The sequence below is a fragment of the Calothrix sp. CCY 0018 genome (assembly GCF_963920925.1).
Classification (GTDB): domain Bacteria; phylum Cyanobacteriota; class Cyanobacteriia; order Cyanobacteriales; family Nostocaceae; genus Rivularia.
Window position 1 is genome coordinate 112,870 of sequence record NZ_CAWUDI010000023.1, and the last position, 13,736, is coordinate 126,605.

The 13,736-nt window shown below is 40.6% G+C and carries 9 protein-coding genes; all 9 read left to right on the forward strand.

Annotated elements, in window-relative coordinates; genetic code table 11:
* The first annotated feature begins 249 nt into the window (after nucleotides 1-249).
* The 9 genes from hpsA (at nucleotide 250) to ACM03V_RS17850 (ending at nucleotide 13,620) form a co-directional block, all read left to right on the forward strand.
* On the forward strand, nucleotides 250-5,265 hold the full coding sequence (hpsA, locus tag ACM03V_RS17810) for a hormogonium polysaccharide biosynthesis protein HpsA (protein WP_414622133.1): 5,016 nt from the start codon (nucleotides 250-252) through the stop codon (nucleotides 5,263-5,265).
* 50 nt (nucleotides 5,266-5,315) lie between these two features.
* Nucleotides 5,316-6,047 carry a hormogonium polysaccharide secretion pseudopilin HpsB gene (gene hpsB, locus ACM03V_RS17815; protein WP_414622134.1) on the forward strand — a complete coding sequence of 244 codons (732 nt, stop codon included), beginning with the start codon at nucleotides 5,316-5,318 and terminating at the stop codon, nucleotides 6,045-6,047.
* A gap of 32 nt (nucleotides 6,048-6,079) precedes the next feature.
* Nucleotides 6,080-6,991 carry a hormogonium polysaccharide secretion pseudopilin HpsC gene (hpsC, locus tag ACM03V_RS17820; protein ID WP_414622135.1) on the forward strand — a complete coding sequence of 304 codons (912 nt, stop codon included), beginning with the start codon at nucleotides 6,080-6,082 and terminating at the stop codon, nucleotides 6,989-6,991.
* Nucleotides 6,992-7,066: 75 nt separating this feature from the next.
* Nucleotides 7,067-7,744 carry a Tfp pilus assembly protein FimT/FimU gene (locus tag ACM03V_RS17825; RefSeq protein WP_414622136.1) on the forward strand — a complete coding sequence of 226 codons (678 nt, stop codon included), beginning with the start codon at nucleotides 7,067-7,069 and terminating at the stop codon, nucleotides 7,742-7,744.
* Between the two features lie 195 nt (nucleotides 7,745-7,939).
* On the forward strand, nucleotides 7,940-8,911 hold the full coding sequence (hpsE, locus tag ACM03V_RS17830) for a hormogonium polysaccharide biosynthesis glycosyltransferase HpsE (RefSeq protein ID WP_414622137.1): 972 nt from the start codon (nucleotides 7,940-7,942) through the stop codon (nucleotides 8,909-8,911).
* Nucleotides 8,912-9,609: 698 nt separating this feature from the next.
* On the forward strand, nucleotides 9,610-10,149 hold the full coding sequence (locus ACM03V_RS17835) for a Tfp pilus assembly protein FimT/FimU (protein WP_414622138.1): 540 nt from the start codon (nucleotides 9,610-9,612) through the stop codon (nucleotides 10,147-10,149).
* A 680-nt stretch (nucleotides 10,150-10,829) separates the two neighbouring features.
* Complete coding sequence (locus ACM03V_RS17840; protein ID WP_414622139.1) at nucleotides 10,830-11,462, forward strand: TIGR04282 family arsenosugar biosynthesis glycosyltransferase; 633 nt, start codon at nucleotides 10,830-10,832, stop codon at nucleotides 11,460-11,462.
* Between the two features lie 285 nt (nucleotides 11,463-11,747).
* Nucleotides 11,748-12,587: an HpsJ family protein gene (locus ACM03V_RS17845; RefSeq protein WP_414622140.1), complete on the forward strand. Its 840-nt coding sequence runs from the start codon at nucleotides 11,748-11,750 to the stop codon at nucleotides 12,585-12,587.
* Between the two features lie 160 nt (nucleotides 12,588-12,747).
* Complete coding sequence (locus ACM03V_RS17850; protein ID WP_414622141.1) at nucleotides 12,748-13,620, forward strand: glycosyltransferase family 2 protein; 873 nt, start codon at nucleotides 12,748-12,750, stop codon at nucleotides 13,618-13,620.
* Nucleotides 13,621-13,736: the final 116 nt, after the last annotated feature.

Sequence of the window (13,736 nt, forward strand, 5' to 3'; positions counted from 1 at the left end):
TCTAAATAGCACTTTTGTTTGATTTATGAAACTTTATGATCTTGTCGGCTGTCAACCAAAAATTATTTAGGTTGGCAATGTTTCTATATCATCTTTTTTCAATAAGTCCTTACAGTAACTATTTTGTTAATGCAATGGAGAGTAATTAAAATCCTCATATTTGCCTAATAGAATGATAGGCATATTTAACAAGTTTAAAACTAATTTCATTTAAAAACTCGCATTAAAAATCTTGATAGGAAAGTAGCTATGTCGAAAAATCGTAAGTTAGTCAGGGCAATTCAAAACTTTTACCAACGGTTTCAACCTAAGTCTCCATCTACTGTTAAGGAACAAAGTTTATGGCTTTTACGAAGTTTCATAGTTACTAAAAAGCGACCGGAGTGGGTTAATGCTGGTTTTGTTTTACCAACGGTGGCGATGGTTTCGCTGGTAGTTGTGTTGCTGACGATCGCAATTTTGTTTAGGTCGTTTGAGCGTTCTAAGAATGCGAGTAATGTCAGGGTGAATCAGGCAGTTTTGAATGCTGCGACTCCGGCTATTGATAGGGCTAGGGCGAAGATTGATAGATTATTTAATGACCCTAGATTACCTCGTTCGACTCCTAATGATTTTTCGCTTAAGCAAATTATTTCAGATAAAGTTAGTGAATTTACCTTTGGTGATGAGACGCAGTTAACGCTTTTTGATGATGTTAATGGAGATGGTACCCCTCAAATAAATACATCAAACTATGCTGATGATGAAAATCTAAAAACTGCTTGGAAATATCCAGTTGATACTGATAATAACGGTAAATTTGATAGCTACACATTATATAGTATTCAGTTCAGAAACCCTCCTCAAACGAATGGAAACCCAACCAGAGCAAGAAGCCCTTTAGAAGCTAGAACGCCTCCTATGAACGAAACTAGAGGCGGTGGGGCTTGCGATCGCGGTAATAATACTAGCGCCCAATTAGTTGGTACTCAAGGTTGGTATCAAAATGGTGATGTTCTTAAAAGAAGTCTTTTTGTCTATACAACTACCATACCAATTACTGATACAGCAGGTCTCAATACAACCGATACAAGTCAAAAGCTATATGAAACCTTCAAAGGCAATAAAGGCTTTGCAGCTTTAGAGTATCAGCAAGACAGAGAACGTCGTTCATTAACTAATAATGCCGTAGTATATGATGATGATTTAGAAATTTCTCCTGGTGGTGGAATTAATTTAAACGGGCGGATTATGACTAATTCTAATTTGCTTACTGCAAGAAGATCGGATACAGGTCCTATACGATTTTTCTTAGTTAGCAGTCCGGATTCTTGTTACTTTAATGAAAGAAACAGCAAAATTGTAGTTGGAGGCAATGTTGCAAATGCTCGTGCTTCCGAAACTAGCGACAAAGATCCTGTAAAAGTAGATTTATTTAGCCAAATGACTGCTAGTCCTACCGCTAGTCCAGCACAAGAAGAGATTAAAGGTAGTAGTAAATCTATTAATGAAAATGGAGGGAACCTAGTTGCTTATAACAGTAGAGCTTATGAAAAGCGAATTCAACTTCTAGTTGATGCGGCAGCAGCACTTCCTAAGAGTTCTCTTCCTACAGAATTGGAAAAGGAGCTTGATGAGCGAATAGCTCAGGCTAAAGATGCTACGGTTGAGAAAAAAGCATTATTAAGAAGTTACTTTAGAAAGCGTACTCGGCGCGTTCCTTATGCCGAAGTGAGTTTTGCAAATTCTGATGATGATACGGAAGTTTTTGGTAGTTACAACGCATCCAATGTATTAGGAGGCACTAGTGGCGACTCGATGCGACCGCCAGAAGAGTGGGTTTTCCCATTCGATCCTGATGATGGTAAAGAAGAAGGTGGATATGCCGAACTACCTTTAAAATCAGGAACAAGCGGCAAAATTAATCTGCCAGCTAAAAAAACTGATTTTCCAGAGCCGCAAGGTGCAGAAACATTACTTGGAGATAGAGTTTTAGTCGGTAACAACCTACCGCAAATGTGGTGGGATGGGAACAAGTTTGTCAGTCAAGAACAAGCTGGTCAGGAAATTCAAGGAAAGGTATGGGATGATGGCGGTACGCGCAAACGCTTTCCTCAAATATCTCAGTTAGACGACCTTGGAGCAACAGGTCGCGATCAATTCTGGGAAGAAAGCGCAGCAATATATCCAGCAGATGCTTTAGATGTAGTTGGTGGGTTGCGTGTAGTCACGGGTGCAGGTATTTATTTACCTAATGATTACGCTAGCGATAGCAGTTTTACCAATACTCAAAAGATTGTTTGGCCAGATAGTATGCCAATGGGTGTTACCGAGTCAATATTAAGTACAGGACTTGACCCCACTATCAAAGGTCTACCTCATGACCAAACACCTTACCTACAAATGCGAGCTACGGCGGTTTATCATTTCCAAAGCAGTCATTACAATCCAAAAACTGCAAGCACCAATCCGCAAACACCCATCGCCTGCGTGAGTTCGTACTACAATCCTACTAATGAGACTACTGCACAAAATGCCGCAACTTATAAAAGTAAAACAATTCCTTGGAATACAGATGACGATGGTCTTTCTAATAACGGTATAGTTTATGATGCTCCGACTCTGGGTAAATCTAGTTATACAAATACCTTAGCTTATCTAGCTTCTTTAAAATACCCTAGCGGACGTTTAGTACATAAACAATTAAAGAAAGCCTTAGACAAAGGTGATGGCAACCTTACCCTAGCTGAAAAGTCTGCACTTGATTCGGCAATTTGTGGATTGCAAATTAGGGATGGCTCTCTTAACGTTCAAACAACCCCTGTTATTCCTCATGGTGCAATTAGAGAAACTGCTTTCTTAGATGCAAGACAAGTCAAGGCGCTTGACAGGCTTGGAACTACTTCTGAGACAACTTATAACTTAGATGTAGAACTGCGTCAGCCTTTAGAAATTCGTGCCACTGTTTTAGATTTGGGGCAGTTGAAAAACACAGAAATTGGCACTACAGATTATAGTACTACTGAGTTCCTTTTACCTAATAGTGGAATTATCTACGCAACTCGCGATGATGCATTACCAGACTTGAGCGATGATGATGATCCAAACGATAATGACGATAAAATTGCAACAAGCGCCACAGACTTTAAGTTAGACCCAACTCGCCGTCCTAATGGAATTATGCTAATTAACGGCGAAGAATTAAATCGTACCAGTGACAATCGAAACCAACCAGAAGAAAAAGGTTTAATTTTAGTAAGTAATTTACCCGTATATATTAAAGGTGACTTCAATAAGCACGAGCATGAAGAATTCACTGATACATTAGCTAGTGATTGGAGTGACTTTTACCAACGCACTAGTAATACTTTAAATTCAAACTTTGCCTGTCGTGAGAATCAATTTACTGGTTGCGTTGCTGGTGAAAAATGGCGACCTGCGACAGTTCTTGCTGACGCAATTACTGTGTTGTCAGGAGGCTTCCAAGAAGGTTTCCGCAATGAAGGTGACTATGGTTTGAGAGACAATTGGGGTTACGCACCTCTAGGCTATGATGTGGACGGCGTTAACGGGATTGACAATACGCAACAAGTAACCCTAAATGAAAACCTTCTTAAACTCGATTTGAATGGTGATGGCGATACTACTGACACTACCATAAGTACATTAAGCGAAGTTATTCTTGGTGTCGATCTTAATAATGATGGTGATAAAACTGATATTTCTGTAGACATTACTGAAAGAAATATACCAAGCGTAGTAGCTCGCAGGCTAAATGGCTTCTGGGATAATGACTTTGTTACTAGTTTCCCTTGGCGAGATAATCCTACAAACGCTTCACCTCCGGTCTTCGGTTTCCCCTCAACATTAGATGCCACACCTGTACCGATCCAAAGTTCTTACTTCAATAACTTTGTTACCCCGATTCAGCGACGGGCTTCATTTCCAGAGTATGTAATGGAAATTTGTCGTAAGCCTACAGTTTCTGCTTGTAAACCAGAAGATTGGAGTGTTGGTTCTGCAACTGGCGGCGTTGTTAATTGGAATTTTAAAGCTGTAAATGCTGGGACAAATCGCATACAAGAAGGCAATGCCATTACTACGCTTGGAGCGGGCACTACTGCCAGACCTGCTTTAAATGCAGCTGATAGAGGCTTCCCCCGTCGAGTTGCATTTCTCCGCGATACTACGGGCAACTTAATTTTGGATGAGAATAATAGCGATGGTCTTGGAAAGGTTCCAATTGTTCTGGGAATTAGTGGAACTGATAGCCCCGCTAATTCAACTGCCGATGATGCTGGGCAGGTGAAATACTATCGAATGCACAGTCAAAATACAGGTAAATTGGAGATTGGTACTCCTTCGAGTGGCACTAGTCTGGTTAAATTGAACAAATTCCAGGATAGTAACAGACCCAGGCTTCATCCTAGAGCTTTATGGTTTAAGACAAGAAATTATACAAGTAGTACTGAAAGCGTTCAAAATTACGGCTACAAATATCCTTTATGGGTTGAAAATCTTGACAGCCTTACCGAGACCAGTTCTAACCAACCTTTATTAACACCAGTGTTGCAAATTCAGTACCCCTTCAGAGAAGCTCCAGATGGCAGACATTCAGCCTTCTTATCTGATAATGATGACGACATACAAGGTCGAGATAATAATTGGGTACAAAATGCAACAAACCCTTCTGGAACTAACGAAACACAAACCAATCTAGTGTTTGCTCAAGGAGATACTCCAGCGCGTCCGAGCGAATCAAATGGAGGTTTAGAAAACTTTGTCCGCTACCTAGAGAAATGGACAGGTCAAACACACAAAGCTAGTGGTTCCTTCATTCAATACAAACGAAGTTCTTACGCAACGGCACCTTGGTACCCAATCATTGCTACTTATGGAGGAAGTAAAACACTTGGTTTTTCTACGGGTGGAACTATTTTAGGATACCCCCAAATATATCGGACTACTGTGAACAAACATGGTGAAGAAACCTTCGGTAGAACACCCTTCTACGTTCAGCCAGCCAATCGTGCCTGGGGTTTTGATGTCGCTTTGCTAACTCAGCTACCTGACTTGTTCTCTCAGCGCTTCACTGCACCGCCAAGTGGCGAACCAAGCGAATTTTACAGAGAAGTTAGTCGGGATGATAGTTGGGTATCAACATTATTATGTGCTGCCGAATCCCAAGCAAAGCCTGCTGAATATGGTACGGCACCTTCAACCAAGTATGGTTCTGATAAAGAATACGCTATTCCGCAAAATCAACGTCCTTCTCAATGCCAATAATCTTCTCAATTCGAGTTTAGTTAACTAGTCAGAATAATTTCATTGTGCAAATGATTCATTTAAAAAGACAGCACGTATTCGCATCAAGTAACTCAGGTTTTACTATCATTGAGTCGCTCGTAGCGATAATTGTAGTCGGGATTTTAATGACGGCGATCGCGCCCACCATTGTCTTATCTGTCGCGACTCGCGTACAAGCAAGACGAATAGAATTAGCAGCAGATGCCAGCCAAAGTTATATAGATGGTGTAAGAACGGGCACTGTTACGCCTCCGACATTACCTGATAACCAAACTGAAGAACAATTAGAAAGTTACGACTTTAGTCAATACGATGCTCCTGAGCAAGGTACTTTGACCTGTACGGCTAACAGTTACTGTACTTCACCCGATGAAAACTTATACTGCATAGACGGCGATACAGATGGTAGCTGTACTATAAATAGCTCCAAAGACATGATTGTTCAGTCATTTCGGTATAGCAAGAGTTCTATCGATCCCGAAGATGGCTACAGTCTCGGAGTGCGTGTTTACAGAGCAGATGCTTTTGACAGCAATAGGGTTACGGAGTTAAAAGCCTTAAAGGATGAGGATACCGAAAAACAATCAACATTTACCGGGGGAACCGGCTTAAGATCCGTTCAAACTCCTCTAATGGAAATTACAACAGATATTTCCAATGGTACGAATTTTGGTGATTTCTGCGAACGTCTTAAAGTTGATACCGATGATGCCGACGATGCCGACGATGCCGACGATACTGCTGATAAGTCAAATTGCTAAATGTAAATATCTATAAATAAAAAATATTGCTCATGATTCCACTTAAATTACTAATACCTCATAAAAAAATAAAATTTTCAAAATCTCCTAAAAAATCGGCTGGTTTCACGCTGATAGAATTACTTGTGGCGATGATTCTAGCTTCATTAATTCTCACGCCTTTATTAACATTCATGATTAACATCATGCAAGCCGATCAAAGAGAACAAGCCAAGTCAAACACCGAACAAGAACTGAAATCAGCAATTGATTTTATTGCGCGAGATTTAGAGCAAGCAGTTTACATATACGATGCTGCGGGAATAAATGGAATTAAAAGTGAATTACCCCCTCATGACCTAAACACACATTTTCCCGTTCTCGTTTTCTGGAAACGACAATATATAAAAGATGGCATTGGTATTACTACTAGTACTAACTGTACAACCCAACCAGGAGAATGTGACGATACTTTTAGTTATTCTTTAGTTGCCTATTATTTGATTAAGGATAATAGCAACTCTACATGGTCTAAGGCTGCTAGAATTGGTAGATTTCAAATTAGTGATGGCTATGGGGTTGATGATACCGCAAAAGATGCAACTAGAGATGATGGTTTTCAATTGTTCGATATTACAGGTCCAGGTGACTTAATAAGCAAGATGAATCGATGGACAAGTGGTACATATACTTCGAGCAGCCCAAAAATATTAACTCTAGTTGATTACATTGAACAAACACAGACAACTACTAACAATTTCGCTCTTTCAAGTTGTCCTACAACTCCTACAAATAGTTTTTACGTATGCGTGGATTCCGCAAATACAGTAGCAGAAGTTTACTTACGCGGTAACGCACTTGCTCGCATTGAAAATACTCCTCCCACCTACACAGAAGAAACAAAAAATTACTTTCCCCAAACACGAGTAAGGGTTGAAGGACGCGGTTTTGTATTTACAAAATAAGTTTTAAAAAAGAAATTTTGTCTAACTTAAATTAATCAAATAAAGGGTGCCGTATTTAACTTAGTGGTATTTAAAATGTTATATAAATTACCTATTAAGGTATCATCAACGAAATCAAAGCAATCTTCCGGTTTTACTTTAATCGAAGTTTTGGTAACGATAGCTATCGTCGGTATTCTTTCAGCCATAGCTGCACCAAGTTGGCTTGGGTTTGTCGCCAGACAACGATTAAACAAAGCTAACGATACTGTTTTTGCAGCCCTACAACAAGCACAGCGAGAAGCCAAAAAAAATAAACGTAGCTATAGCGTTAGTATTCAGTTAAATAATAGTACTGAAAAAATACCACAAATATCAGTTCATCCCGGTTTAACACCTCCAGACACAGCTTCAAGCAGTTGGCGCAATATAGGTGCCGATTTAGAAATCAAGCCAGGAACAATTCTATTGTTCACTAATCTTAATGGCAACAATAGCGCTGATAGCACTATTAACTACACGAATACTTCAGCACTAAATACTCCAAAAACAATCACGTTTGATTACAGAGGTGCTTTAGATTTACCAGTAAAAACAGGTACTGCTGGCTTAACTGCCGTGCAAGATGAAAAGTTAGGTGATAAAGGTTTAATTATAGCTTTAGCTACACCTAATCCAAGTAATAACAATCAAGCTAGCGATGTAAAACGCTGTGTCATAGTAAAAACTCTTATCGGAGGAATCCGAACAGGAATAAACGATCAGTGCAATTAATAAAAATAGATAAATCCACGCAACAAATAAAAGATCAAAAATCGATAAAAATACTGAAGCAACAACTGCACCCAAAAGACGAAAATTAAAATATCAGGTGCAGTTTTACATTTTCATCTGAATTGCAAATCAATACAATTCCCTTTTATCTACCTTAAAAAACATACATTTAACATCAATATATAAACCAGCGCTATGACAGAGTGCATAAATTTTACCGTAGCTATCCCCACATACAACGGTGCTACTCGATTATCCGAAGTTTTACAAAGACTGCAAAATCAACTGCATACCGAAAATATCTCTTGGGAAATAATAGTTGTCGATAACAACAGCACCGACAACACGGCAGAAGTTGTAAAACAATATCAACAAAACTGGCAACATCCTTTTCCTTTAAAATACAGCTTTGAACCCAAACAAGGTGCAGCATACGCCCGCGAAAGAGCAGTTGCAGAAGCCAAAGGTGAAATTATCGGTTTCCTCGATGACGATAATTATCCCGTTTCAAACTGGGTTGCTTCTGCTTATCAATTCGCTCAGAAATATCCCCAAGCCGGAGCGATCGCCAGTCAAATTCATCCCAACTGGGAAATAGAACCGCCAGAAAATTTTCAGCGTATTGCGCCATTTTTAGCAATTACCGAAAGAGGTAATATACCTTTACTTTACCAACCAAAAAGCAAACTATTACCCCCTTCAGCAGGAATAGTGATTCGCAAACAAGCTTGGTTAGAAACCATACCCGAAAAATTAGTTTTAACTGGCAGAGCCAACGGTAATATGCTCACCGGCGAAGACACTGAAATGCTGTCTTATATCAAACAATCCAATTGGCAAATTTGGTACAATCCAGAAATGGAAATTTACCATCAAATTCCCCGTTGGCGGTTGCAAAAAGAATATTTATTTCCCTTTTTCAAAGGAATTGGATTAAGTCGCTACGTTACCAGAATGGTTGACATCAAACCATATTTAAAGCCAGCAGCAATATTCGCTTACATGGCGAACGACTTACGAAAAATTTTATTTCATATATTTAAACACGGTAAAAAAGTCAAAACAGATTTAGTAGCAGCTTGCGAAATGCAGTTGTTTATTAATAGTTTAATTAGTCCTTTTTATCTGTGGAAAAACGGATATTTTAAGAAGACATTTGAAGGGTAATCCTCTCGTATTTTCGTTGCTCTGCTCTCGTTACTAGGTGGAACCTAGTAATGCAGTTCTTGGAGGCTCTGCCTCTGCTGTTGACTTTGATTGAATTTCTCGGTTTTTCATTCATACAACTTTTATGTCGGCAACAACCATAATCTTCCTCCCTCACCCCGCCTCCGGCACCCCTCTCCCAAGCTTGGGAGCTACGGTGTACACACAAGTACTCCCCACATAGGTTTGGGGGATTTCAACCCCGTAAAATCGTCATTGCGAGCGAAGCGAAGTAATCGCAGAGTGTTGGGATTGCTTCGTCGTTCCTCCTCGCAATGACAGGGCTTTGAGCGATTTTGCTAATTGTCCAAAACAACATTCCAGGTAGGATTTTAAGACTTCTGTGTACACGGTAGAGCTTGGGAGAGGGGAGGGGGAGAGGGCAATATATAAGGGACAAACACGTTTTTTGCATGATTTTAATCCCCTAAAAAAGCACAGAGTCATCAGCTTAGGCTCTGCCTCCGCAATATGGGAGGCAGAGCCTCATGAAATGGGTTCCCAGCCAGAGACTGGGAACCAGGAATGGGTGAGAACAACGCTATTTGAAACCTGCGGAGGCAGGTTTTGCCTGTGTAGCCGCGATTTCAATCGCCAGGTATTTTTAAGTTATCAGGTTCTACGTATCTACCAGCGTGGTGCATTTATCCAATCATTCAATGTTTAAAAAACACTGGAATAATAATCCTAGCAGTGGCTTTACTCTGCTCGAAGTGTTGGTAGTTATTGCACTGATCGGTATATTAACTGCTTCTGCCGCACCTTCTTGGCTGGCTTTTATCAATACTCGTCGCCTCAATACTGCTTCCAATCAAGTTCATCTAGGTTTACTTCGCGCCAAACGCCAAGCCCAAAGAACTAAAACCACTTGGCAATTTAGTCTTCGCGAGCAAGAAGATACTGTGCAGTGGGCAGTTCATCCTGAGACGGTAAACCCAAATAATGCTAACTGGAATAGTTTGGACTCTAACGTAGTTTTAGATGAAGAAACTACCTTGCTTTTACGAAGAGCGACTAACGTCAGGCATATTCAGTTTGATTACAGAGGCGTTATCACAAAACCACCCCTCGGAAGAATAACTTTATCGAGTCAAAATGGTGGTAAAGCTAAACGCTGCGTTTATATTTCGACAATTTTAGGAGCAATACGAACCGCAAAGGAACGCGATAAACCTAAAGATGGTGATTATTGTTATTAAAATGTAGTGCTTCTTAAGTTAGTGACAATACATTTTTGACCTCTCTCCAACCTCTCTCTTACAAGGAGAGGGGCTTCAATTCTTGTTCCCCTTTCCTTGCAGGAAAGGGGTTAGGGGATAGGTCTGGGGAAAAGGCTATAATTCATTAATCTTGTGGGGTGGGCATCCTTGCCTACCTATTTATATATCCAGGCTTTTTTAGTTGTATCCGGTTTTTTATGAATACTTAGATTATTTCACTAAATTCTGGATGCTAATCGAAATACCGGGAGACGTTGCAGTGCAAGTCTCTACATTAGGTGTTTTAGGGTGTCTCACTAGTACAGCGCGGCGGAAATAAAGCACCCATTTACAATGCTTGAAACCCTTATCCTATAATATTTTTGACTTTTGACGAACGCCCAGCGGTACTAGGCTGTTGACTTTGATAAAGTTTTTGCATTTTTTGTTCATACAGCTTTTATGCTGGTAACGATCGCAACACTAATCCCTCTCCCCCTCCCCTCTCCCAAGCTTGGGAGAGGGGTGCCCGTCAGGGCGGGGTGAGGGCTTTATCTTGAACACCAACACCTTTTTTGCATGAATTTTTAACCTCTAAAAAGGTACAGAGTCAACAGCCTAGTGCGTCACATTGTTAATAACGGTGCGTTACGCTGTCGCTAACACACCCTACAAAATTTATGGTTAGCTCACCCAAAATTGCCAAAAAACACTTAATTATTTTCACGCGCTATCCCCAACCGGGTAAAACTAAAACCCGACTGATACCTGCTTTGGGAGTCGAAGGTGCTGCGAATCTTCAGCGCCAAATGACCGAATCTACTATATCTAAAGTCAAAAAATTTAAATTGCAGGCTGCAATATCTTTTGAAATTAGGTTTGCAGGTGGCAATTTAACACAAATGCAAGATTGGTTGGGAACAGAATTGAATTACCAACTTCAAGGAGAAGGGGATTTAGGAAAGCGGATGGAAAACTCTTTTTTAAGTGCCTTTAATCAAGGTGCCCAAGAAGTAATCATCATCGGCATTGATTGCCCTGGTGTGAATGCACAAGTGTTAGCAGAAGCCTTTGAAAAAATCCCAAATTGCGACTTATTACTCGGCCCTGCTGTTGATGGCGGCTACTATCTAATTGGTTTAAAGCGTGCGATCGCACAATTATTTATTAACATAGACTGGGGAACCGCCAAGGTATTACAACAAACTGTGGATATTGCGGAGCAACTTAGTTTATCGGTTGCTTCAACGGCAACATTGGCAGATGTAGACCGACCGGAGGATTTACCAATTTGGCAGAACAGTCAGCAGTGAGCAGTTATCAGTGAACAATTATCAGTTATCGGGTGCGAACATAAGCCTGTTCCCGGTTTTCTGTTCCCCGTTGCCCATTCCCTACTCCCTGCTCACTGTACGAAAATTTGCCGAAGACAGGTCAAATAACCTTTGCTACTGTGGTGTAATCTCGAACATAGGTGTTAAAATTTCCACCTGTATTGAGCCTACTTTATTTATCAACAGTAGCTAGAGTATTGGTAACAATATTCAAGTAACTTAATGTAGGACGATCGCTGTAATTGAATACGAGACTAAAAAAAAATGGTTAATCGTTTGGCTACTGTAAATACTTCCCGCACTTTGAAAGTGGTAGGGATAATCTTAATTGTGTCCTTTTTAGTTGACATTTTAATACTTTCATTACCCCCCAAACCAACTGATAGTGGATGGCTAATTGGGTTAATAACTGGCTCGGTTGACCGAGGAATTGTGCCGTTGGTGGGTTTGGGGATGCTATTCGCGGGACATTGGGTTGATAGTTTTGATGATTCTAGTCCGTCGGGTATTGACTTAAGGTTCCCTGCACTAATTTTGTCAGCTATCTTAGGATTGGTTTTCTTGGTATTTTTCCCACTGCATCTCAACAGCGTTAAACAAATTAGCGATCGCAATATTGCACAGGTAAATGCAAGAGCCGAGCAAGCAGAAAATCAAGTTCAAGCTCAGCTACAGCAGGTGCAAGCCAGATTAAATACCCCAGAAGCAAAAGCTCAGATCGAAAAACAAAAAGCTCAAATCAAAGCTCAGTTTAGCGAGTTGCTTAAAGACGATACGAAATATAAGGAAGCCTTAGCAAGTAATACTGTTCCACAACCGCAAAAAGAATTACTTAAGCAGTTTAAGGCCGATCCAAAAGCCCTTGATGCATTTATTGACGAGCAAAGCAACCCCGAAGGACTAGCAAATCAACGCTTAAGTCAAATTCGCGGAGGCAAAGAAGCGGAGATAGAGGCAGCCAAACAATCAGCTTGGAAGTCTGGATTGCGAGTTAGTATCAGCAGTTTACTGCTTTCCATCGGCTACATAATTATCGGTTGGACTGGATTAAAAAGTAAAGGCGCAACCTCTGGCGGTGCGAAGCGTAAAGCTACCGCACGTTGAGGAGAGATGGGGGATGGGGAGAGAGGGGGAAGAATTTAAAACTCATAACTCCTGAATAATCCAAAATCTAAAACAAAAACATCCGTTGTTAAAATCTAAAATCCAAAATTCCCATGCCCCATCCCCAATTTATATATAATACAAAAATACTATTATTGTAATGATTACTATTTACATATTGACTTATAACGAAGAGTTGGATATTGCTGCTTGTATTGAGTCGGCGATGTTGTCGGATGACATTATTGTAGTGGATTCGGTAAGTAGCGATCGCACTGTGGAAATCGCAAATAAATATCCGGTTCGGGTTGTCGAACACGCTTTTGAAAGTCATGGTAAGCAGCGCACCTGGATGTTAGAAAATATATCCCCGAAGTACGACTGGGTTTATATTCTCGAAGCCGACGAACGCATGACACCAGAGTTGTTTGCTGAATGTGTGGAAGCAACAAAAAGCCCCGATTACATCGGTTATTACGCAGCCGAACGGGTAATGTTTATGAACACTTGGATTCGTCACAGTACTCAATATCCCCGTTACCAATTACGATTGTTCCGTCATGGTAAAGTATGGTTTACAGATTACGGACATACCGAAAGAGAAGTCTGTGAAGGGAATACCAGCTTTTTAAAAGAAACTTATCCTCATTACACTTCTGGCAAAGGCTTGAGCCGATGGATTGAGAAGCATAACCGTTATTCCACCGATGAAGCCAGAGAAACACTGCATCAATTAGAAAAAGGAAGCATCAACTGGCGCGATTTATTTTTTGGCAAAACAGAAATAGAACGTCGTCGCGCTCTGAAAAACTTATCATTAAGAGTACCGGGTAGACCTTTGGTACGATTTTTTTATATGTACTTCCTCCTTGGAGGCTGTTTGGACGGACGAGCCGGATTCACATGGTGTACCTTACAAGCCTTCTACGAATACTTAATCCTGCTCAAAACCTGGGAAATGAAGCATATGCCTGTTAACAGTATTCACCCGGAGGGTGTGGCTCATGAGTTGCCAGTGGCGAGTAATCAGTAGGGAGATGGGGAGATGGGGAGATGGGGAGATGGGGACAAGGGGACAAGGGGAAAGATTTTTAATCTAAGTGCGACTTGTTTTGACTAGGAGCCTCTAGAAAATAGAGGGGTATGAGT

Bases quoted from the DNA above. Each gene is read 5' to 3' on its own strand.
- hpsA (WP_414622133.1), top strand. From the start codon at position 250: ATGTCGAAAAATCGTAAGTTAGTCAGGGCAATTCAAAACTTTTACCAA.
- hpsB (WP_414622134.1), top strand. From the start codon at position 5,316: ATGATTCATTTAAAAAGACAGCACGTATTCGCATCAAGTAACTCAGGT.
- hpsC (WP_414622135.1), top strand. From the start codon at position 6,080: ATGATTCCACTTAAATTACTAATACCTCATAAAAAAATAAAATTTTCA.
- ACM03V_RS17825 (WP_414622136.1), top strand. From the start codon at position 7,067: ATGTTATATAAATTACCTATTAAGGTATCATCAACGAAATCAAAGCAA.
- hpsE (WP_414622137.1), top strand. From the start codon at position 7,940: ATGACAGAGTGCATAAATTTTACCGTAGCTATCCCCACATACAACGGT.
- ACM03V_RS17835 (WP_414622138.1), top strand. From the start codon at position 9,610: ATGTTTAAAAAACACTGGAATAATAATCCTAGCAGTGGCTTTACTCTG.
- ACM03V_RS17840 (WP_414622139.1), top strand. From the start codon at position 10,830: ATGGTTAGCTCACCCAAAATTGCCAAAAAACACTTAATTATTTTCACG.
- ACM03V_RS17845 (WP_414622140.1), top strand. From the start codon at position 11,748: ATGGTTAATCGTTTGGCTACTGTAAATACTTCCCGCACTTTGAAAGTG.
- ACM03V_RS17850 (WP_414622141.1), top strand. From the start codon at position 12,748: ATGATTACTATTTACATATTGACTTATAACGAAGAGTTGGATATTGCT.